General features: G+C 56.9%; 16 protein-coding genes. 13 read left to right on the forward strand and 3 right to left on the reverse strand.

From position 1 onward, the window contains the following. Window positions 1-996, reverse strand: a complete 996-nt coding sequence (locus OIL77_06580; GenBank protein ID HJI45069.1) for a glutamate ABC transporter substrate-binding protein — start codon at window positions 994-996, stop codon at window positions 1-3. Window positions 997-1,372: 376 nt separating this feature from the next. Then, entirely contained in the window at window positions 1,373-3,154 is a 1,782-nt protein-coding gene (locus OIL77_06585) for a 1-deoxy-D-xylulose-5-phosphate synthase (protein HJI45070.1), read from the reverse strand. Between the two features lie 228 nt (window positions 3,155-3,382). Between OIL77_06585 and OIL77_06590 the strand changes: the two genes are divergently transcribed. The 10 genes from OIL77_06590 to OIL77_06635 all read left to right on the forward strand — a co-directional run bounded on the left by OIL77_06590 (window position 3,383) and on the right by OIL77_06635 (window position 16,438). Then, complete coding sequence (locus OIL77_06590; GenBank protein ID HJI45071.1) at window positions 3,383-3,940, forward strand: HD domain-containing protein; 558 nt, start codon at window positions 3,383-3,385, stop codon at window positions 3,938-3,940. A gap of 3 nt (window positions 3,941-3,943) precedes the next feature. Continuing rightward, the gene (locus tag OIL77_06595; protein HJI45072.1) at window positions 3,944-4,963 is read left to right on the forward strand and encodes a putative ABC transporter permease; all 1,020 of its coding nucleotides are present in this window, start codon (window positions 3,944-3,946) and stop codon (window positions 4,961-4,963) included. A 198-nt stretch (window positions 4,964-5,161) separates the two neighbouring features. Continuing rightward, window positions 5,162-6,439 (forward strand): ammonium transporter, encoded by a 1,278-nt coding sequence (locus OIL77_06600; protein HJI45073.1) that lies wholly within the window; start codon window positions 5,162-5,164, stop codon window positions 6,437-6,439. A 212-nt stretch (window positions 6,440-6,651) separates the two neighbouring features. After that, complete coding sequence (locus OIL77_06605) at window positions 6,652-6,990, forward strand: P-II family nitrogen regulator (GenBank protein HJI45074.1); 339 nt, start codon at window positions 6,652-6,654, stop codon at window positions 6,988-6,990. A gap of 74 nt (window positions 6,991-7,064) precedes the next feature. After that, the gene (locus OIL77_06610; protein HJI45075.1) at window positions 7,065-7,727 is read left to right on the forward strand and encodes a TetR/AcrR family transcriptional regulator; all 663 of its coding nucleotides are present in this window, start codon (window positions 7,065-7,067) and stop codon (window positions 7,725-7,727) included. Window positions 7,728-7,827: 100 nt separating this feature from the next. Continuing rightward, a complete protein-coding gene (locus OIL77_06615; GenBank protein ID HJI45076.1) occupies window positions 7,828-9,090 on the forward strand; it encodes an MFS transporter in 1,263 nt (420 codons plus the stop codon). A gap of 115 nt (window positions 9,091-9,205) precedes the next feature. Further along, entirely contained in the window at window positions 9,206-10,063 is an 858-nt protein-coding gene (locus tag OIL77_06620; GenBank protein ID HJI45077.1) for a Cof-type HAD-IIB family hydrolase, read from the forward strand. A 471-nt stretch (window positions 10,064-10,534) separates the two neighbouring features. Then, window positions 10,535-10,660 (forward strand): hypothetical protein, encoded by a 126-nt coding sequence (locus tag OIL77_06625; protein ID HJI45078.1) that lies wholly within the window; start codon window positions 10,535-10,537, stop codon window positions 10,658-10,660. Window positions 10,661-10,934: 274 nt separating this feature from the next. Continuing rightward, window positions 10,935-11,645 carry a TetR family transcriptional regulator C-terminal domain-containing protein gene (locus tag OIL77_06630; GenBank protein HJI45079.1) on the forward strand — a complete coding sequence of 237 codons (711 nt, stop codon included), beginning with the start codon at window positions 10,935-10,937 and terminating at the stop codon, window positions 11,643-11,645. Window positions 11,646-11,656: 11 nt separating this feature from the next. After that, window positions 11,657-16,438 carry a 2-hydroxyacyl-CoA dehydratase gene (locus OIL77_06635; protein HJI45080.1) on the forward strand — a complete coding sequence of 1,594 codons (4,782 nt, stop codon included), beginning with the start codon at window positions 11,657-11,659 and terminating at the stop codon, window positions 16,436-16,438. Window positions 16,439-16,783: 345 nt separating this feature from the next. On the opposite strand, the gene OIL77_06640 is transcribed toward OIL77_06635, so the two are convergent. Beyond that, window positions 16,784-17,740: a LysR family transcriptional regulator gene (locus OIL77_06640; protein HJI45081.1), complete on the reverse strand. Its 957-nt coding sequence runs from the start codon at window positions 17,738-17,740 to the stop codon at window positions 16,784-16,786. A gap of 540 nt (window positions 17,741-18,280) precedes the next feature. Here OIL77_06640 and OIL77_06645 point away from each other — a divergent pair. From OIL77_06645 to OIL77_06655, 3 genes are read left to right on the forward strand one after another with little or no spacing between them, the layout of a single operon-like run. Beyond that, window positions 18,281-19,540 carry a radical SAM protein gene (locus OIL77_06645; protein HJI45082.1) on the forward strand — a complete coding sequence of 420 codons (1,260 nt, stop codon included), beginning with the start codon at window positions 18,281-18,283 and terminating at the stop codon, window positions 19,538-19,540. Beyond that, window positions 19,518-21,092: an ABC transporter ATP-binding protein/permease gene (locus OIL77_06650; protein HJI45083.1), complete on the forward strand. Its 1,575-nt coding sequence runs from the start codon at window positions 19,518-19,520 to the stop codon at window positions 21,090-21,092. Before OIL77_06645 ends, OIL77_06650 begins: the two co-directional genes overlap by 23 nt. Continuing rightward, the gene (locus OIL77_06655) at window positions 21,076-21,675 is read left to right on the forward strand and encodes a hypothetical protein (protein ID HJI45084.1); all 600 of its coding nucleotides are present in this window, start codon (window positions 21,076-21,078) and stop codon (window positions 21,673-21,675) included. The genes OIL77_06650 and OIL77_06655 overlap by 17 nt, the downstream gene beginning before the upstream one ends. The last annotated feature ends 34 nt before the right edge of the window (window positions 21,676-21,709 follow it).

Consider the following 21,709-nt stretch of genomic DNA (forward strand, 5'->3'; position numbering starts at 1 on the left):
CTAGGCGCCGATCTCGGGCAGCTCGGGAACGTTGGTGTCGCCCGTACGGTCGCCGATGCAGATCTGCCACAGCTCGGTCCAGGTGCCGTCGTCCTCGATCTTCTTAAGGAAGTCGTTGACAAAGGCGACGCCGTCGGAATCGAGCGGCAGACCGATGCCGTAGGGCTCCTTGCTGCCGAAGGGCTTGCCGGCGATCTTGTACTTACCGGGCTCGCGGACCAGGGCGCTCTGCTGCATGTTGTTATCGATGACGTAGGCGTCGACGCGGCCCTGCTGGAGTGCCTGGCGGGCCTCCTCGTCGGTCTTGAACTCCTGCTGGCTGGCCTTGGGGGCGAACTCCTCCAGGATGGCGGGGCCGTTGGAGCCGGACTGGACGGCGACGTTCTTGTCGGCCAGGTCGTCGACGCTCTTGATGTCGTCGTTATCGGCGAGCACCAGGATGGCCTGCTGGGTGTAGTAGTAGGGGCCGGCGAAGGAGACGAGCTTCTTGCGCTCGTCGGTGATGGTGTAGGTGGCAAAGACGGCGTCGACCTGGCCGTTCTGCAGGACGGACTCACGCGTGTCCGAGGTTACCTGGGTGATCTCGACCTTGTTCTCGCCCAGGATGTAGTTGGACAGGAGCTGTGCGATACCGGCATCGAAGCCGCGGGTCTGACCGTCTTTCTCGTTGAGGAGGGAGAAGAGCGTGGAGGTCTGAACGCCACCGATCTTAAAGACGCCGGCGTCCTTGACGGCCGTGGCCCAGGTGCTGGCGGCGATGGCGTCGTCATCGGCCTTGGGGCCGTTGTCGACGAGCTTGTCGAATGCCTTGGCGTCGAGCGTGGTGGAAGCCTCGGTATCTTCGGAGCTCTTGGAGGAGCCGGCGGCGGAACCCTTGTCGGCCTCGGCGCTGGTGTCGGAGCAGCCGGCAAGACCAAGGCCGGCGACGGTTGCGAAGGTGGCGGCAACGAAGCCGCGGCGGTCGAGAACGACCTGCTGGGAGAGGTTCTTGCTCATAGGTGAACACCTTTCTCAATAAAATCCCTAGCGGTTGAGTAGAGTTATACCCTATCGCGCTCAAATGGGTCAACACGAAATAACTCAGAAACATACTTGTCTTATGGGTTATTCTACCTACCAAAAAGGGACAGGCACCTTTGTGGTGGTTCTTGCAGATGTGGCGGCCTGCCTTGCTGCTTTGTCTCAATCTGTAACATCTGCAGCCGTTTTTGCCGAGTAACTGTTACAGATCGAGATTTTCTCTTCAGGGGAATTTGAATGTCTCAATCTGTAACATCTGGAAGGCCAAAAGGTCTCTATCTGTTACAGATTGAGATAATTGAGCTGTGAAAACAAAAACCTCCACGAGGGTGCTTCCCTTGCGGAGGTTTTCTTACTCGTTGAGCAGTCTCACGGTTTCGGCGGCCATGTTCTCGACCGTCATGCCGTTCTGTGCGAGCAGTTCGTTGGGGTCGTAGCGGTCGGGGAAGCCCTTGGCGATGCCGAAGGTGCGCGTGCGCACGGGCGTGCAGGCCAGGTAGCACGCCACGCACTCGCCCCAGCCGCCGTCCAAGATGCCGTCCTCGAGGGTGACGACGACGCGATGCTCGGCGGCAAGGCTGTCGAGGAACTCGCGGTCGAGCTCGGTCGCAAAGCGCGGGTTGACGAGTGTGGCTTCGATGCCGTACTCGGCGGCCAAGCGGTTCGCCACGCGCTCGCCCAGCTCAAAGAAGTCGCCGAGTGCAAGCACGGCCACATCGCGGCCCTGACGCACGACGCTGTAGCGCGCGACGCCGTAATCGGCGTCCTCGGCAGGTGCCAGATCGGGGCGGCTTACCAGGCCGATGCCCGGTACACGAATCGCCACGGGATGCTCGCGGTGGTCGAGCGACCAGCTCAGCATGGACAGATATTCCTCCATGCAGGCAGGTGCAAGGTAGCGCATGTTGGGAAGTCCGCCCAGCATGGAAATATCAAAGAACGAGAGGTGCGTCTCGGATGTGGTGCCAAAGATCGACGCGCCAAATACCAGGATGGTTGCGGGGGCGTCGTTGAGGCACAGGTCGTGCCACAGTTCGTCGTAGGCGCGCTGCAAAAACGTGCCGTACACGCCAAAGACTGGCTTGGCGCCCGAGCGCGCAAGCGCGGTGGCAAAGGTCACGGCGTGCTCCTCGGCAATGCCCACGTCAACAAACTGCTTGCCTGCCGCGGCGCGAAGCTCGGGTGTAAAGCCCATGATGTAGGGCGTGGCGGCCGTGATGCCCACGACCTGCGGATCGTGCTCGATGGCGGCGCTGAGCGCCTCGCCCGTAATGTCGGCATAGGTGCGCGGCGCAGGCTCGCTCGGATGGCCCGGGCAGAGCTTGCGCCCAGTCGCCATGTCAAACGGATCCACGTGGTGCCAGCGCTCGGGGTCGCTCTGGGCCGGCTCAAAGCCCTTGCCCTTGGCGGTGGAGACATGCAGCACGATGGGATGATCGATATCGCGCAGTTCCTGCAATGCGTCGACCAGGGCCAACACATCGTTACCGGCGTCCAGATAGCGGTAGTCGAGCCCCATCGCGCGGAAAACGTTGCGCTCACAGGTACCGTTGCTGGCTCGCAGCTCGGCCAGATTGCGATACAGGCCGCCATGGTTCTCGGCAATGGACTGGTCGTTATCGTTGACGATAATGATCAGGTTGCTGTCGAGATCGGCGGCATTGTCGAGACCCTCAAACGCCAAGCCGCCCGAAAGCGAGCCGTCGCCAATAACGGTAATGACGTTGTACGCATCGCCCGCTAGGTCGCGAGCATGCGCCAAGCCACAGCCTAGGCTCACGGACGTAGAAGTGTGGCCCATGGCAAACAGGTCGTGCTCGGACTCGTCGGGGTTGGCAAAGCCGGAGGCCTCGCCAAAACGATTCGGATCGATATAGGTATATGCGCGCCCGGTCAGCGCCTTGTGGGCGTAGGTCTGGTGCGACACGTCAAAGACGATCTTGTCGGTGGGGGAGTTGAACACGCGATGGAGCGCGACCGTGAGCTCAACGACGCCCAGGTTGGGGGCAACGTGTCCGCCGACGGCGGCGGAGCTTTCGAGGATGGCGTGGCGGATCTCGCCGCAGAGCAGCGGAAGCTCGGCGCGATCGAGAGCCTTGACGTCCTCGGGCGTTGTCGTTTGCGTAAGCAGCATCGTTGTGGGTTACTCCATGCGAATCGAGCGCCGGCGCTCCCTCGGCCGGCACAATTGCACAAGACAGTCTCGCACATTTTGGCGTTTGATATGTGACGGCGGCGCGGTAATTCGCCAACTGGTGGGGCAAAACGTTTTGTCCGATGCCATACTGGTAAATTCGATGATGATTTTATTCAATGTGTGCAGGCCGTGGCTTGCCGCCGTGAGCCGCTGGAAGGAGGCAGCATGTCCGATACCGTTCGTGCCGAGAAAATCGCGCGCGAGGTCGACGATGCCGCCCGTCAGCTTGCCCAGACGGGCCGCTTGGGCCTGACGCATGAGTTTATCCAACATGGCGATGTGACGGTCTATACGCATGTGACCTCGGTAGCGCGGGCAAGTCTGTCCTTTGCCGAGCGCTTGGGCCGTGCTGGCATTTCGATCGACCGCGCCTCGCTGCTGCGCGGGGCCCTGCTGCACGATTACTTTCTCTACGATTGGCATGACCCCGACCCGAGCCATCGACTGCACGGATTTCGGCATCCGTTTTTTGCCCTGGCGCGTGCGGAGGAAGATTTTGAGCTGACGTCGCGCGAGCGGAATATCATCGCGCGCCATATGTTTCCGCTGGTACCGGTGCCGCCGACGTGTCGTGAGGCATGGATTGTGTGCCTGGCGGATAAATGGTGCGCGCTGCGCGAGACGATTGCCGGCCGTCTGCCGCGCAAAGGCGGCGCGAACGATTTGAACGAGGGCCCGAGTGACGGCTCGAGCAAAGAATCGAACGAAAAGAGGAGTGAGTAGACGGTGGGAACCGCGATCGACATGGCATTTGGCGGCGCGACGCTTGCCGCCTGCCCACTCTCGGCGCTGGTGCTCTCGTTTGCCTTTTACGGGTTTTGCGGCTGGGCATGGGAGTCGACAGTCTGCGCCATGCTTAATCACGGACGATTTGCCAACAGCGGCTTTTTGCTGGGGCCGTGCTGCCCAATCTATGGCGCGGGCGGCATTGCCTGCTGGCTGCTGTTGCGCGGGATTCCGGATGCCTCGAGCCAGTTTGTCGCTGCCGCGCTCGTATGCAGCGTGATCGAATATAGCGTGGGCGTGCTGTTGGAAAAAACGACGGGTGCCCGGTTTTGGGATTACTCGCATCTGCCGTTTAACCTGCACGGACGCATCTGCCTGTACTGGGCCTGCGCGTTTGGCTTGGGCGCGTTGTGTATTTGCCGCTTAGTGGAGCCGGCATTGCTGGGGCTGCTTGGCCATCTGCCGGTGCTGATTGTGCGGCTGTCCGCCTTTATCGTCGCGGTCGCGATGATGGTCGATGCGGTGTGCTCGTTGGCCAGCTGGCGCCGCCTGTCCGATCAGCTTGAGCGTGTGCGTGCCGACCTTGCCGACCGCATCAATGAGTCGCTTGCCGACGCCTCCGACTCTATGCTCGAACGTATTCCCGATTCGGCGATTGACTCGGTGGCGCAGACGCATATCCGCGGTCGCGCCGTTAACGCTTGGCTGGCCGAGCTGGGCGACGCGGCGCTCGATGCCCTGCGCGAGAAGGCTTCGATGCCGACGTTTATCTCGGATGGTGCTCGCGGCCTGGCGCTCGCTGCCCGCCGCGTGGCCGATGCCGCGCCGAGCGTGCCCCGTCCGTCGCTCAGCCGTCGCCTTGCCGGCAAGCGCATGAGCCGTCCGGTGCCAAGCGTGTCGCTCAGCCGACGCGACCTGCGCTTCTTCAATGCCTTCCCGCGCTTGCGCATCAACCGCTACGAGGGCGTCATCCGAGCTACCGACCTCCGTGACCGAGCCCGCGAGCTGTTCCGCCGCTAGCCAGAACGGAGCCAAGCGCGCCCTTCTCGTTCGCACGTTTCCCGTTCGTTTCGCGCCCGTTGCCGTGCCGTTTCCAAGATTGCGGCACCGTTTCCATTCGACAACGCAGCGTTTAACAACGCCGTATCTGGTCTACACCAGTTGGCCCTCGGCCGCATCATGAGCGCCGACAACGTTCATGCGACCAAGGGGGAGCGAATGTACGATACGGGATCGACAACGTTTATGCTCATCTGCACCATGCTCGTGTTTTTAATGACACCGGGTCTGGCGTTTTTCTATGGCGGCCTGTCCAGGCGCAAAAATGTCATCAACACCATGCTTATGTGCTTTGGCGCCATTGGCCTGGTTGGTGTACTGTGGATTGTTGCTGGCTGGTCGCTGGCCTACGGCGGCGACGGTTCCAGCCCGTTTATTGGAGGCCTTGACCAGTTGCTGTGCCTACCGGTGCTCAACCAGGTGCTGCAGGCGGCCGAGGGCAATGCCACGGACGGTGCCGTCTATCCTCAGATCATCAACATCGCCTTCCAGATGGCGTTTGCCATGATCACCGCCGCTATCGTCACGGGCAGCCTGGCAGGTCGCGTTAAGTTTGGTGTCATGACGGCTTTCCTGGGCATTTGGCTGCTCGTGGTTTACGCGCCGCTCGCCCACATGGTTTGGGGCGGCGATGGCTCCTTTATCGGCGACATCATCGGAGCGCTCGACTTTGCCGGCGGCGACGTGGTGCACATTTCGTCCGGTCTTACGGGCCTGATTCTCTGCTTAATGCTCGGCCGTCGTCGCGGCTTTGGCATGGTGAGCTATCGTCCGCATAACGTGCCGTTTGTAGCACTGGGCGCCGGCCTGCTTTGGTTTGGCTGGTTTGGATTTAACGGCGGCAGCGAGTTTAAGGCCGACGCCGTGGCGGCGCTCGCCATCCTCAACACCGTGACGGCCAGCGCGGCGGGCATGGTCTCGTGGCTTGCCGTCGAGCGCGTGCACACCGGTCGTCCCACGCTGGTGGGCGCCAGCACCGGTCTGGTTGCGGGCCTTGTGGTGGTCACGCCGGGCGCGGGCTTTGTCGAGCCGTGGGCGGCGCTGGTCATGGGCCTGATCGTCTCTCCCGTCTGTTACCTGGCCATCAGCCATCTCAAGACCAAGTTCGGCTACGACGATGCGCTCGACGCGTTTGGCTGCCATGGTATCGGCGGCATCTTGGGCGGCGTGCTCACGGGCCTGTTCTGCGTGCCGGAGCTTTCGTGGACCGGTAAGGGCGGCCTGTTCTACACGGGTGATATGTCGCTGCTCATCTCGCAAATCCTGGGCATTGTGGTGACGGTCGCTATTGTGCTGGTGCTCGACTTGGTGATTGCCGCGGTGGTCAAGGCGCTGTTCCGCGGCAGCCTGCGCGTGGACGAGGCCGATGAGGCGCTGGGCTTGGATGCCAGTCAGCACGGCGAGAGCGCCTACCCTTCGTTCTCCGGACTCGATTAGCAGCTTCCCCAAGCACCGCACCTTGCCGCTCAATCGTCGCGCACGTACTTAAGTACGCTTCGCTCCTCTTTCACGGCAATCTGCGGCACTTGGGAAACCTGCTAAGACCAGTCAGTTGAACTTTTTGATTTCTGAGGTTGGTTTGCGGCATTTGGAAAACCCGTGCCACATGAATGAGCAATTCATTTCTTTATTAAAGAGAGGAATTCATTATGAAAAAGATCACGGCTATCGTGCGCCAGGAGAAGCTTGAGGTTCTTAAAGATGCGCTGTTTGCTGCTGATGTTCGCGGTATGACTATCAACCAGGTCCAGGGCTGCGGCGCACAGCATGGCTGGAAGGAATACGTGCGCGGCAACGAGTTGCTTGTCAACACGATCCCTAAGGTGCAGTTCACGCTCATTTGTGCCGACGAGCATGTCGATGGAATTGTCGACATCATCTGCAACGCCGCTCGCACCGGCGCCGTCGGAGACGGCAAGATTTGGGTCGAACCGGTCGAAGAAGTCATCCGTATTCGCACCGGCGAACACGGCCCGGCCGCGGTGTAGAATCGACCGTCTGCCATCCGCAACGTTAAAATGCTGCAATGAGGCACAAGACTTGCGTTGCGGATGGGCGGATTATGGGTCGCAATAAATATCCCGAGGAGACGGTCGCGAAGATTCTCGACGCGGCACTGGAGCTATTCTGCGCACAGGGTTATGAGGGGACGAGTATTCAAGATATCGTTGACCGTCTCGACGGCATGACCAAGGGCGCTGTCTATCATCACTTCAAGAGCAAAGAAGAGATTTTCAACGCCGCGTTTGATCGGGCGATGACTCCGATTGTTGAGCACCGCCGCTCGATGCTTGGCGTCGGTAATATGACCGGAGCCCAAAAGCTCAGGCGGCTGTACGCGCCCGAGTCCGTTGTTCCGCAAATTGAGCTATGGGCACGCATGCATCCTGCGGCGGATCCGGTAAAAAGCTCGCGTCTACTGGCGATGCAGTACCAGGGCTCGTTTGACGAGTCAGCCGAGGACTGTCTCTTGCCAGTGATCGAGGAGGGCATCGCCGACGGCTCCATTGCGTGCGAATGCCCGCGCGAAGCGGCGGAGGCCGTATCGTTGCTGGCGAATCTCTGGCTGCTGCCGCTGTTCCGTCCGCTCGAGCCCAAGGAGCGAATGCTCGCTCGCGCACAATGTTTGGCGCAGATGGCTGCCGCGGTGGGGCTCGATTTGGGTAATGAAGTGCTTCAGACAACGGCGCGAATTTGGGACGTATGGGACCGCGCCGGGTGGTAATATAGATACCAACGGTATGTAATTGATTTGTGAGGGTAGCCACGGCTGCCCTTTTCAAGTCATTAAATACATACTAGTGGTATGTATAGGGGGTGGGCTTATGGCTGGGCTGAGAGACGTCGGCGTCTCGTTGAAATCAAAAACAGTGCGGTCAATCAGGCTCGCGGAACTTCTGGTTGCGCAGCTGTGCACGTATTCGATGCTGTCGGCGCTGTGCTTTGCGTATCCGCTTTACTTGTTCGATTGCAGCGGATCGTCAACGTTATATGGCGCCGCCGTGGCGATAGCGTTCATACCCGGCGTACTCGCAACTCCGATTGGCGGAATCTTGGCGGATAGGGGAAGACATCGCGAGGCCCTCGTGGCCCTCGGCATTGCTCTGATGACTGCATCACTGCTGTCTATCCCCATGAAGCACTCATTGCCTCTTGCGGTCGTCGTAGTAGCGATACTTTGTGTTCAATATGGTGTTCAATCGCTGCTAAAGCCAATGCTCCAAATTGAGAAGGTGCGTATGGCGGGTGAAGAGAAGGTTGAGCGGGCCACTGCATTGGTTTCGCAGATGACCATGGTGAGCAATATCTTGGGTCCTGTGGTCGGGACGGCAGTCTATGGGTGCTTTGGCATCGATGCTCTTTGCACAACCGCGTCGGTGGCGTTTGCGATTTCAGCTCTCTTGTTTGGGGTCGCACTCAAGCAAAACGCCTCATCTGAAACGATGAGAGACGGCGCGACTCGCACGACATGCCGAAACGATTTTCGGGAGTCGATTCGGTATCTGTTGCAAAATGCATCATTGGTCGCTGTGATTTTGCTTGCGGCAGTTTTGAACCTTGCGTTGGTTGGGCTAACGATTGGCGCTCCCATTATTGTTACAAAGCATCTCGGCATGCAATCGTCCTGCGTTGGGATAGTTGAGGTTGCTCTGGGCCTGGGTGGTCTTACCGGCAGTGGCTTGGTCGGCATTTGGCCGCATCGTTTTTCTTTCAATGGCATATGCCGATATGTTGCGATGATCTGTTTTGGAGTCGCGCCGATTATTGTTACGCTGCTGTTCGGCGTAGATGTATGCGTGTTCACCGTGTTTGCGGTTGGTTCGGCATGGGTCATGGTGTGGGCGAGCATTACGTCGGTTGAAATCATCGCGTTTGTTCAGCGGGTAGCGCCGACTGAGCTCTGCGGAAAAGTGCTTTCGGTCGTTTACATGGTCCTTTCCTGCGCAACGCCTATCGGCCAATTGACGTACGGGGTTGCATATGATCGATGGACACCGGCGATTGTATTCGCAGCCATGTTGGCGGTGCTGACGTTGACGACGGCTCTGTTTTATCGGCTGAAAAATCGATTGCGGCGATTGTCTTAACGCGCTGGGGCACCGTGAATTTGTGAAGGCGGTGGTACGCCGCGCCGGGACGGCATTGTTTGGACATGCCTCTCCTTCGTCTACAATATCGGGCAGACGAAGGAGAGGCATGTCCATGATCAAGATGTTCGCGAGTGACTTAGACGGAACGCTGCTGAACGCCCTGCATGAGGCGGATGGGACCATCCGCCGTGCCATTCGCGAGCTGACCGAGGCTGGCCTGCATGTGGTTCCCGCGACCGGACGCTCGACGCTTCCGATCGGCGAGCATGGCTTTACGGGGCTGGCGCTCGATGCCTGCTGCTCCAATGGATCCATCGTGCGCGACAGCCATGGCGAGGTGCTCAAGACTTGGACCATCGATCCGCAGGTCACTGAGGAACTGCTCAAGGCGTTCCCGGACATTTGCTTTGATTGTTCCACGCCCGATGGCATGTACTCGAGCGGTTCGTTCGAGATGCATCAGGCGGGCTTTAAAAAGGACAGTCCCATCAAGCGCATCGTGATGCGCGGCATGCGTGCGCGCGGCGGGTATCACGAGGAGCAGTATTTCGACCAGTCGATCGGCGATATCTTGCGTCACGATGTATGCAAGATCAATTGTCGCGTGACCTCGCCCGAGCTGGAGCGTGACCTTAAGTCGTATCTTGCCGAGCGCTCGGACCGTGTGGTCAACGCGCCGTTCGATCCGGTGATGTTCGAGATCACGGACGTGGCATGCAACAAGGGCGAGAGCGTGGCCTGGCTGGCGGGCTACTACGGTATTGCCGAGGACGAGGTCGCGGTCTATGGAGACGGCGGCAACGACATCGCCATGCTCAAGCGTTTCCGCCACAGCTACGCGACCAAAAACGCAAGCGATGCAGCTAAGGCCGCCGCGACCGCGACCATCGGCGGCTGCATGGTCCACGCCGTCCCCAAACACATGCTCGCCACCATGCGCGAGCAAAACTCCCGCACCGTCATCGAATAATGTGACAAAGGGACAGTCCCCCTGTCACTTGGGAGATGCCGGCTTTTGGCGTATGGGACTGTTACGCTTTCGCCACCAACAAATTTCGAGTTATTCGGCCTGCCGGAGGCCGTTCAAGGGCTAAAGTTGCCGTCTCGGGAACATTCACACCTCTAATGGTGTTTGATTCGGCGACGTAAGTGTGCAAATGGGCATGTATGCACTCAAATAAGGACAAAAACCCTCAGATAATCCCAGCGGTGCAGTTATACAGAACCAGCAGCGTGGCCGAATAACTCGAAAAATGTAGGTGACAGTCCGGCAACAAGCTCGGGCATGGCAAAGGAACTGTTCCTCCGCCATGCCCGAGCCCCAATCTTCTTATATACGAACAAACATTCGCATATCTAACTGCGCTTTGATAGAATCGGTATCGTTGACGGCAGTTCCATGTGCCGGGCAGCGCCCTCCATCTGATGGGAGGTGATGCCCATGACCGATTTGATTGATTTCGTGAGACTTCTGACCGCTCTGGTCTCGTTCTTCACGGCGCTTGTCGGCCTTTCCGAGGCACTCAAGCAGCGTTCGAAGCGCAACAGAAGGGGTCGCCGCCGCTAAGGCGTTGACCCCCTAATGCAAACAACGGCGCTGCCCAGCTAGCTACAACTTGGGCTGCCGTCGACACTATTCTAACCACGAATGACATTTTGGACAATCGGTAATGCCGCTTCAAAAGCCAGGCACAACTGGCACAACCTAGGCGGTCGCTGAATGTGACAAAGGGACTGCCCCTTTGTCGCATCCAAATATTGCCTTTACGTGTTGATGCACACGGTGTGCAATAATACTCGCACTGTGCAATAGCGCACAGACTGAGTAACAAGGAGGACGCTTGTCCCAGCTCGAGAAATGCGATCGCCGGTCCCTCCGCTCGCAGCGTGCCCTTCGCCAGGCGCTTGCCAGCGAGCTTGCGGAGAGCGGCGACCTTTCGCGCATTAACGTCGCGTCGCTCACCGAGCGCGCTGGTCTTACGCGCCGCACGTTCTATTCGCACTACCGCGATATCCCCGACTTCATCAATCAAATCGAAGACGGCTTGCTGGCCGAGATCCGTGAGCGCATTGAGCTCATCACCGCAGCTCAGCTGCCCGATCTCTATCACAACATCGATGAGCTCGAGCCGGCGCCCGGTTCGGTTGAGCTGCTGCGCTATCTTGCGGCCAACCGCGACTTAATCGGTGCGCTGCTGGGTCCGGGCGGCGACCAGGCCTTCATTAAAAGGATTATCGACACCGCGCGTGAGGCTGTGGTGCCGCGTGCGCAGACGGGCATTTTGGGCCTGGCGCTGGGCACGTTCTTTGACTACTACGTCACCTACGTTGTGAGTGCCGAGGTCGGCATGATTCAGCGCTGGTTTGAGCGTGGGCTCACCGAATCGCCCGAGGCCATGGCGCGCATTATGACGGTGCTCGCTTTTGTGCGCCCCGGTGACCTGTATGGCCAACCCATCGATATCAACGTGCCGGAATACGGCATGAAGTTATTGAATTTGCAGCTCGAGGATGCGGTCGACACCGCCGCAACCGTCGAGTCCAACAACTAAGAGGAGAGACAATGAGCAAACTCGTCGAGGGCATCAAGGATCGCATGGTCGCTGCCGCACGCGAGGCCGCGCCTGCCGTGGTGGACGCCGCACAGAAGGCAGCGACCGCGGCTGCCGAGAAGGTTGCCGAGGCAGTTGCCGAGGCCAAGAATACGGCGGGGGAGACGTCCGTCGCTAGCGAGCCCGCCACCGCCGCTGAGCCTGCCACCGCCGCCCAGGCCCCCGAAGGAGCGATCTTTAACCCCGAGAACGCTCGCGGCAACCTGCACCTGGGCATCGACGTGGGCTCTACCACCGTCAAGCTCGCCGTGCTCAACGACGACAACCAGATCGTCTACGCCAAGTACCAGCGCCACCACACCGACGTCCGCGCCTGCGCCCGCGACCTGTTCGAGGGCGCTGCGACCGTGCTGCCGGCTGCCCAAATGACCTGCGCCATCACCGGTTCGGGCGGCCTGCTGCTGTCCCAGTGGCTCGACCTGGAGTTTGTCCAGGAGGTCATCGCCAGCAAGCGTGCCGTCGAGACCCTCATCCCGGCCACCGATGTCGCCATCGAGCTGGGCGGCGAGGACGCCAAGATCATCTACTTTGACAACGGCATCGAGCAGCGCATGAACGGCACCTGCGCCGGCGGCACGGGCGCGTTCATCGATCAGATGGCCACCCTGCTGCACACCGATGCCAGCGGCCTTAACGAGCTCGCGGCCAACGCCACCACCATCTATCCCATCGCCAGCCGCTGCGGCGTTTTTGCCAAGACCGACGTGCAGCCGCTGCTCAACGAGGGCGCCCGCCCCGAGGACGTGGCCGCCTCCATCTTCCAGGCTGTCGTGACCCAGACCATCTCGGGCCTGGCGTGCGGCCGTCCCATCCGCGGTAACGTCGCCTTCCTGGGCGGCCCGCTGCAGTACCTCTCCGAGCTGCGCCACCGCTTCTACCTCACGCTCAACCTGGACGAGGAGCACCGTATCGTGCCCCAAAACGCCCACCTGTTTGTGGCGAGCGGCGCCGCCATGGCGCACGAGTCCAACAAGCTCAGCACGTTCCCGCAGCTCATCGAGGCCATCGACAGCCTGGGCGACACGCAAGGTGCCGAGGTCGAGCGTCTGGATCCGCTCTTTGCCACCGACGAGGACTTTGCCGAGTTCAAGACCCGCCACGACACCGAGGTCGTCCCCAAGGGCAAGCTCGACGGCTACACCGGCCGCGTGTTCATCGGCATCGACGCCGGCTCCACCACCATGAAAGCCGCGCTCGTGGGCGAGGACGGTCAGCTGCTGCACACCTGGTACGGCAACAACAACGGCGACATCCTAGGCACGGCCAAGGTCATCATGGCCGATTTCTACAACCACATCCCCGCCGGCTGCACCATCGGCCACGTGACTACCACGGGCTACGGCGAGGCGCTGCTCATCGAGGCCCTCAAGGCCGACTCCGGCGAGATCGAGACTGTCGCGCACCTGCGCGGCGCCAAGGCGTTCCTGCCCGGCGTCGAGTTCATTCTGGACATTGGCGGCCAGGACATGAAGTGCCTGCGCGTCAAGGACGGCGTCATCGAACACATCATGCTCAACGAGGCCTGCTCGTCGGGCTGCGGCAGCTTTATCGAGAGCTTCGCCGTCTCTATGAACATGGACGTGCGCGCGTTCGCCGATGCCGCCATCCATGCCAAGGCCCCGGTCGACCTGGGCAGTCGCTGCACGGTCTTTATGAACTCGCGCGTCAAGCAGGCGCAAAAGGAAGGCGCCACGGTGGGCGACATCGCGGCCGGCCTGTCCTATTCCGTCATCAAGAATGCCCTGTTCAAGGTCATTAAGCTGCGCGACCCCAAGGAGATCGGCAGCCAGGTGATCGTCCAGGGCGGCACCTTTATGTCCGATGCCACGCTGCGCGCATTTGAGCAGCTCACCGGCGTTCATGCCGTGCGTCCCGACATCGCCGGCTGCATGGGCGCCTACGGTGCGGCCCTGCTCGCCCGCGATCGCGCCGGCGCCGACGGCACCTCGACCATCCTCTCGGCCGAGGACATCGCGCGCCTCACCGTGACGCAAAAGCACGTCCGCTGCGGCCGTTGCTCCAACAACTGCCAGCTTACCGTCAACGACTTTGGCGGCGGCAGGCGCTTTATCACCGGCAACCGCTGCGAGAAGGGCGCCGGCCACAAAAAGCAGAAGACCGAGGCCCCCAACCTCTTCAAAAAGAAAAACGAGCTGCTCTTTAACCGCGAGGTCCTGAGTCCCGACGAGGCCCCGCGCGGCACCGTGGGTATCCCGCGCGCACTCAACATGTACGAGAACTACCCCTTCTGGCACGCGTTCTTTACGCGCTTGGGCTTTAGCGTGCAGTTGTCCGACCAGTCGAGCAAGAAGACCTACCAGGCGGGCATCGAGTCCATGCCGTCCGAGAGCGTGTGCTATCCGGCCAAGATGAGCCACGGCCACGTGATGAACCTTATCGACCGCGATGTCGACTTCATTTGGATGCCGTGCGTACGCTGGGAGCGCAAGGAGGATCCGACCGCCGGCAACTGCTATAACTGCCCCATCGTCATGAGCTACCCCACGGCGTTGGCGCTCAACATCGACGAGATCCGCGAGCAGAACATCGAGTTCCTGTACCCGTTTGTGCCCTATCACGACAAGACCGAGCTCAAGCGCCGCCTGTACCAGGTGCTCGCCGTCGACCGCGTGGCCGATGCCGAGGCTGGTCGCGGTCGCGTGCGTGGACCCAAGATCACGCGCTCCGAGGTCGATGCCGCCGTCAACGCCGCCTTTGAGGCCGATGCGCGCTTCCACGAGGACATCCAGACTATGGGCGAGGAGGCTCTTAAGTGGGTCGAGGACCACGGCGGTCACGGCATCGTGCTCGCCGGTCGTCCCTACCATAACGACCCCGAGATCAACCACGCCCTGCCCGAGCTTATCTCGAGCTTTGGCTTTGCGGTCTTTACCGAGGATTCGCTCGCGCATCTGGTAAAGCCCGAGCGTCCGATTCGCGTCGTCGACCAGTGGATGTACCACAGCCGCCTCTACGCCGTCGCCCGTTTTGTGACCATGCGCAACGATCTGGACCTGATCCAGCTCAATTCCTTCGGCTGCGGCCTTGATGCCCTGACCACCGATCAGGTGCAGGAGATTCTGGAAGCCAGCGGCAAGATCTACACCGTGCTCAAGATCGACGAGGTGTCCAACCTGGGCGCCGCGCGCATCCGCATCCGCTCGCTCATGGCGGCGCTCAAGGACCAGGAGGCCGAGCGCTTGGCCGAGGCCACGGCCGCAGGCGAGGCCTACGAGCAGTGCGATGCCGCGCCGGTGGCGCCCTCCACGGATGCCCCCGCGTTCGCGAGCCGCAAGTACACGTTTGAGGCGCAGCGCGAGAGTGCTTCGACCGCGTGGCCCAAGGTGCCCTTTACCGAACAGATGCGCGACGAGGGCTACACCATCCTGTGCCCGCAGATGGCGCCGATTCACTTTGACCTGGTCAAAGAGGTGTTCCGCGGTGCCGGCTACAACTTGGAGCTGCTGCCCTCGACCGACCACGATGCCGTCGAGGCCGGTCTGCGCTACGTGAACAACGACATCTGCTATCCGTCGATCCTGGTGACGGGTCAGATCATGGAGGCCATCGAGAGCGGTCGGTACGACCTGTCCAAGACGGCCGTGGTCATCAGCCAGACCGGCGGCGGCTGCCGTGCCACCAACTACATCGCGCTCATCCGTAAGGCCCTGCGCGAGAGCGGCCACCCCGAGATCCCGGTAATCTCGCTTTCGGCCGTGGCGCTCGGCGAGGACAACCCCGGCTTTAAGATTACGCCAGCGCTGCTTAAGCAGGCAGTTTACGCGGTGCTCTTTGGCGACGTGATGATGCAGATGCTCTATCGCTGCCGCCCGTACGAGGCCACGCCCGGTGCCGCCAATGCGCTCTACGAGGAGTACATGGCGCGCGCCCGCAAGCTGGCGCCCAAGTTCAACCGCCACAACTACACCAAGCTGTGCCGCGAAGCCATTCGCGCGTTCGACACCATGCCGCTCGTGGGCGAGGGCACCAAGCCGCGCGTGGGCGTGGTCGGCGAGATTCTGGTCAAGTTCCATCCCACGGCCAACAACCATGTGGTCGACGTTATCGAGCGCGAGGGCTGCGAGGCAGTGGTGCCGGGCTTGCTCGACTTCTTCCTCTACTCCATGAGCAGCGCCGAGCTGCAGAAGGACGAGTTGGGAAGCTCTGCTACCACGCGCGCTGGCATGCAGGCGCTCATCAAGCTCGTGGACTGGATGCGCACGCCGGTGGAGGAGATGCTCGAAAAGTCTCGCCGCTTTGAGGCTCCCGAGCGCATCGGCACCATGGCCGACAAGGCCCGCACGGTGCTTTCGGTGTGCAACAACATGGGCGAGGGCTGGCTGCTCACGGCCGAGATGCTCGACCTGATCGACCACGGTGCGCCCAACATCATCTGCACGCAGCCTTTCGCGTGCCTGCCCAACCACGTGGTGGGTAAGGCCGTGATCAAGGAGCTGCGCCGCCAGCATCCCGAGAGCAACATCGTCGCGGTGGACTACGACCCCGGTGCATCCGAGGTCAACCAGCTCAACCGTATTAAGCTTATGATCAGCGTGGCAAAGGAAAACATGCGCGCCGGCAAGGGCTTTAAGCTCGAGAAGGTGGCGCCGCTCGCGATGGACGAGGTCACCGGCCAGATGCGTGCCCATGACGGCTGCACGAGCTGCGGGCCGGCCAGCGAGGAGGCCGTGGCATCGGTCGCCAAGCGTCTGGGACGCGGTATTAAGAAGTAACTAAATTATTCCGACGCTAACAGCGGCTTGCCGAAATAACGTGTGAGGCGCGGTGGCGGCCATCTGGCTGTCGCCACGCCATCTTTCTCTGGCTTGGTCTGGGGCGGTGCTGACAATGAATGGTGCGGTCAGTGCTCGGCTCAACCCGCTGAGAAGGGGGCTGAGCCATTTATTTCGGAAGTGGGGCACAGGCTTGCGGGTGGTGAGTGGGTCACTGATTTGGCAAGAGTCTGTCAGGCCCTCGTTGTTTTCTCTCGGAATACTTCAAAAAACACGGGCTGACCCACGCTTCTGTTCTGGCGGAATACGTTGCTGTTTTGCATGGAATTAGCATGCCCGTCATATTCAGCTGGAAAGGTCTCCTCTTTCAGCGCTTTTTAAACATCGAGAGAGCTGGCGTGCCTCAAGTTGAATGCAGCTTATCGCGTGATGAGTCTGCGCTTGGGTATCGTTTGAATTTGAAACGCAGTAAAAAGGGATTGATATTCTGTCTTGTTCGCCTAGGCAAACGATTTTTGCTGGATAGCCTATCCTGAATTGAGACGCTTGTGAGGCTATGGTCAGAATAATCCCATGCTTATGAATCAGAAAATCGGACAAATTTTGCTGGTCTGCTAAGTTAATATTCTCGTAGGAAGGGGAAAGGCCCAGATGGTTAAATGCTGAGTTTATTCTCTTTCGACAATATCGAATGTCACAGGTGTTTGCAATTGGATATCGAGCCACCGCGTTTAGATTTGCCGTTGCGCGACTAGCTAATGGGTGACTGCTTTCAACTAAGAGGTTGACTTCGGCATTCAATAAAAAATGTGATTCAAAAAGATTGGTGTCTACTTGTCCAGCGACAATTGCAATGTCGATTTGTCTGTCAAGAAGAAGGGATAAACACGTTCCGCCGTCGTCATATCTGGAAACAGTAAACTTACCGCCCTTATACTTTTTCGAAAGCCTGTTCAGTGTGGGCTGGTTGAACCAGCTTGCGAGTATTGGTGCTAGTCCGACTGCAACGCGTGTCAAACGTGTCTGGGTTATTTTTATCTTTTCACGCATGATTTGCGCATACGCTTGAATTCCCTCAACTGAAGCTAGTACATCTAATGCTATAGGAAGGATTTCCTCTCCATAGTTTGTTAGATGTAGAATACTGCCTCTTTTTTCGAACAGCTTCAGACCAAGTTCAGATTCCAATGCTCGAATGCCTTTTGAAACAGCTTGCGGCGAAACGCTTAATATAGTTGCTGCATCCGAGTAATTCTGATAATCAAATACCTTTATGAAATACTGCAGCTGAACAACATTCACCAGAATTTCCTTAGGTTGAATTTTTAATCTGTCTAAGTGTAAATTAAATAATGTTAAACAAGGCAAACAAATTGTTTCATCTAGTACAAAAAGTTATCAAACAGCTTTTGACTTTTTGACCAAAGTATAACTAGGCCTAGAACGAGAAAGGAGCCATTGTGGATTGGATACAGCCAACTCAAACACCTAACGATATTGCTTTGCTATCAAGTTGGTGTCCTTGTCAGGGCGCAAAATGTCAAGGGCGCTGTAATCCCTGGGGGATGTGTGCCGTGTACACGGGCGGGAATTGCCGCGCATTTCAACATTGCGGTATACACGTTAGCTAGGAGCTCCGATGGAATATATTCAAAAGCCAGTGAATACTCAGATGCCTGCTTCGTCTCGAGATATTTCTACGTGTGTGTCCTGTGCAGCACATATTTGTTGGAGTTATTCAGGGGGAGGACCGTGTGGCCTGAGGATCTGCATTACCAAATTTTGTGGCTGGAATTACTCCTAATGGCAGGTTGAAATATTGAAATATGCAACGGAGTAGAAATGAAACAGTCTCGCTTTAATGTAATCGATAAAGGGAATCAACCTACGCTGGCATATAACTCGTACTCTGGTGCAATCGTTGCGTTGGATGCAGAATACGAGAAGGGGCTTTTTGAGAATGGAGCTAATTGCCCTTCGGAAATTGTCGATAATTTGACGGACGCGGGGTTGTTGGTTCCCGACGGACTTGACGAGATCGAACATTTAAAAGAGATATCGTTGGCCTGTCGCATGCAATCAAAATCGCTTTCATTTACGATAGCCCCGACATTGAATTGTAACTTCAGATGTCCGTATTGTTATGAGAACGGCAAGCGTTATGGCTCAATGAGCGACCGATGCGTCGATCAGGTAATAAAGCATATCAATGGCATGGTTATAGACAATCAGGCGGAAAGTTTGCAGATTGCCTGGTATGGCGGCGAGCCTTTATTGGCGATTGAGACTGTGGAGAAGATTACGCGCGGAATCCGAAGTGATGAAATCTTATTTAACGCCAGCATGGTGACCAATGGCTATTTCTTAGATGGGAAAACGGCGGAGTTGCTTGCAAAAAATGGGGTTACGCACGTTCAGGTAACTGTCGATGGTCCGCCTGAGATACACAATCGAAGAAGATGTCTTCCTTCTGGCGGCGATACGTTCAACCGTATTATTGATAACGTAAAAAGGGCTAGTGCGTACTTTGATGTCATCTTAAGAGTCAATGTTGATCCGTCGAACGGTGATCAGATTGATCGTTTGGTTGATTCGCTTGATCGTAAAGGTCTTCGTAATAAAGTAAAACTATATTTAGCGGCAGTAGATGATATAAATGGGACGTGCGCTAACTCTCCATGCTATTCAGAGGATGAATTTGCTTCGATTGAAGCATCCTGTCTGTCTCGCTACAAAATGACAGGGTACATGGATCCATTTCTTCCAGGCTTTAATCCGACCATATGCGGAGCCGTCAATAAATATTCAGAAGTTATTGGACCAGACGGTTCCTTATATAAATGCTGGAATGAAATAGGATATTCCGACAGAAGCTATGGGAGCATCTTTGAAAATGTAACGAGTAGCGCATCCGAAGTTTCCATATGGAATGCTTACGACTTTTGTTCAGATTCAGAATGCCTTAACTGCTCACTTCTTCCTATGTGCATGGGTGGCCGTCCCTTCACCAGGCTGTATGAAAATAAGACAAGCTGTGTATCCGCAAGAAAGAACTGTATAAAAGTAATGAGGGCGGCCTATGATCTCAAACATAAGAAGTGATGCGGATTCAACGGCGATCTTCGACTATCTGCCATATTTCAGACTTGGGTTTTCTTCCCAATTGCTTCTGGTTATAGCCTTTACGTTGTGCTTAATAATATCTGGAATGATGGCCTCTGTATCCCCGCTGCTCACGAGCGCTCTGGTTGATAATATATCTAAAAAAGCTCCTTATGGTGCTATTAAGATTGACAGTGCGTTAATTGGTTTCGCGGCATTAATCGATATTGTTGTCAGCTATTTAAGCACCCTTCTTTCAATGCGGATAACGACCGTGGCTGCATTCTCGATTGCTCGAAGGAAAATCGATGAGCTCGTGCGGATGCCTTTTGAGTTGTTTCTTGAGCAGGAGTCTGCTGAAAAAACTCAACAGATTTGTTCAGATGCCAATACTGTGGCGTCCTTCGGATTGTCGATGCTCCAGACGGTACTTCTTGCGATTGTCCAGCTAGGTATCAGTTTATTTTTTCTCTATGGATGTTCCACAGCGCTCTTTTGGGTTTCCGTGACATTTTGCATCTTGTATGCAATTGCATATGCTTCATTTAAAAAACCGCTTTTTGTTTCAGGTCTGACCTTTAAGGAAGAGCAGTCCCTGTATTTCGGAAAAGTGGAGTCCCTACTTGCGCATCAGAGATTTTTGTATGTTAATGCGCTGTTCGAAAGAGCATTGAAATCCATAGATAGCTATTTTTCGTCTTTGCTGCACGCCGGAGTCGCCTATCAAAGTGTCGTTTCGAAATTTCAGGCAACTGATTCCTTTGCTGCGGCTGCGTCCCAGGTGACCATTCTTTTGATTTCGGCTTTTTATGTAATGCATGGAAGCATGAGTGTAGGCCAACTTGTTGCTGTTTCGAGCTACATGGCTTTAATGCTATCTGCCGTGAGGTCAATCTACGGTATAGGTAGCAGCGCACAAGACTGCTTCTCATCGATATCCCGTCTAAATGCCTCTAAATTGCCTTCGGCTGCTGCTGGAGAGGAGCTCTTGGAGATCGATTACATCGAACTGCATAATTTCGGCTTTACATTAAATGGAAAGTGTCTCTACAGCAACTTGAATGTCAGGTTTGAAAAAGGAAAGCTCTATGCTCTTGTAGGGATTAATGGCTCGGGCAAAACGACCCTTGCGTACTTATTGATGGGTTGTTTCAATTCGGATTACGTTGGGACTATTTCCTACAATGGTAAGGCCCAAGAAGAAATCAACTGTGAGCTCCTTAGGCAGAAGCTAGTTTCGTTTGCTGAACAAACTCCGATATCAGTAAAGGATATTCTTTGCGATAGAAACTTTCCTTCTATCGAAAGGAAGAGGTGCGGAGGAATGTCTCCCGGGGAACTGGAACAACTGGAAATTAGGCGGGTCTTAGAAAAGAAGGCAGACGTCTATTTATTCGATGAGCCAACAGCATCACTCGATATTGCTCATAAAGAAGCTCTGATAAAAGCTTTGAAGGAAATGCGAAAGCACAAGATTGTCATTGCAATTACACACGATATGGACCTAATAGATGCTAGTGATGAGGTGGTAGAGCTTGGGAAAAGCGACTGAAATAATGCGCCTGGGGGCACGTTATCTACTGGGCACGATGGTTGCTAGCGTGCCGTGGGCTATTTGGGTTATTGCAAAAGGATCCCCCGCTTGGCTGTGCTCTACAGGGGCGCTCTTTTGTGCGTTGGTAGTCTATCTTTTTGCAACTCGGGGCGCTGTTTCTTGTGATAAGCCCAAACGGCGTGGGATTCTTTTGGGATGGCAGTTTATTTTCATCGTATTTATTATTATGGCCTCTATGCTCGATATAGGTGGAAAATCAATATCCAGATGGGTATTGGTCTGTTCGGTTTCAGTTTTGCATGAGCTGTTATTTAGGTACGTATTTTTATTTGAATACACAATCGTCGGAATAGTTCGGCCGTTTTGCATAAGGGCATTTATACAGTCGATGCTATGGTCATTGCTTCTCGTGACTCAACAGTGTTTAATCGGGGCACCCACAAATTACATCATTGCAATGATGGGGGGCTATCTTTGTCTGGGTCTTATTTTTGCGCTGCTCGTGCGAAAAACAGGGACAGTGTGTCCGTCTCTTTTAGCCATGATGTCTCTGGATTTTATCAACATCCTGGCTCTTTGAGTTACGGACAAAACTTCAAAATCTTCAGGTGTTG

Source organism: Coriobacteriaceae bacterium (genome assembly GCA_025993015.1).
Taxonomy (GTDB): Bacteria; Actinomycetota; Coriobacteriia; order Coriobacteriales; family Coriobacteriaceae; genus Collinsella.

Bases quoted from the DNA above. Each gene is read 5' to 3' on its own strand.
- OIL77_06650 (HJI45083.1), top strand. From the start codon at position 19,518: ATGATCTCAAACATAAGAAGTGATGCGGATTCAACGGCGATCTTCGAC.
- OIL77_06610 (HJI45075.1), top strand. From the start codon at position 7,065: ATGGGTCGCAATAAATATCCCGAGGAGACGGTCGCGAAGATTCTCGAC.
- OIL77_06585 (HJI45070.1), bottom strand. From the start codon at position 3,154: ATGCTGCTTACGCAAACGACAACGCCCGAGGACGTCAAGGCTCTCGAT.
- OIL77_06625 (HJI45078.1), top strand. From the start codon at position 10,535: ATGACCGATTTGATTGATTTCGTGAGACTTCTGACCGCTCTGGTCTCG.
- OIL77_06635 (HJI45080.1), top strand. From the start codon at position 11,657: ATGAGCAAACTCGTCGAGGGCATCAAGGATCGCATGGTCGCTGCCGCA.
- OIL77_06600 (HJI45073.1), top strand. From the start codon at position 5,162: ATGTACGATACGGGATCGACAACGTTTATGCTCATCTGCACCATGCTC.
- OIL77_06605 (HJI45074.1), top strand. From the start codon at position 6,652: ATGAAAAAGATCACGGCTATCGTGCGCCAGGAGAAGCTTGAGGTTCTT.
- OIL77_06645 (HJI45082.1), top strand. From the start codon at position 18,281: ATGAAACAGTCTCGCTTTAATGTAATCGATAAAGGGAATCAACCTACG.
- OIL77_06620 (HJI45077.1), top strand. From the start codon at position 9,206: ATGATCAAGATGTTCGCGAGTGACTTAGACGGAACGCTGCTGAACGCC.
- OIL77_06590 (HJI45071.1), top strand. From the start codon at position 3,383: ATGTCCGATACCGTTCGTGCCGAGAAAATCGCGCGCGAGGTCGACGAT.
- OIL77_06580 (HJI45069.1), bottom strand. From the start codon at position 996: ATGAGCAAGAACCTCTCCCAGCAGGTCGTTCTCGACCGCCGCGGCTTC.
- OIL77_06615 (HJI45076.1), top strand. From the start codon at position 7,828: ATGGCTGGGCTGAGAGACGTCGGCGTCTCGTTGAAATCAAAAACAGTG.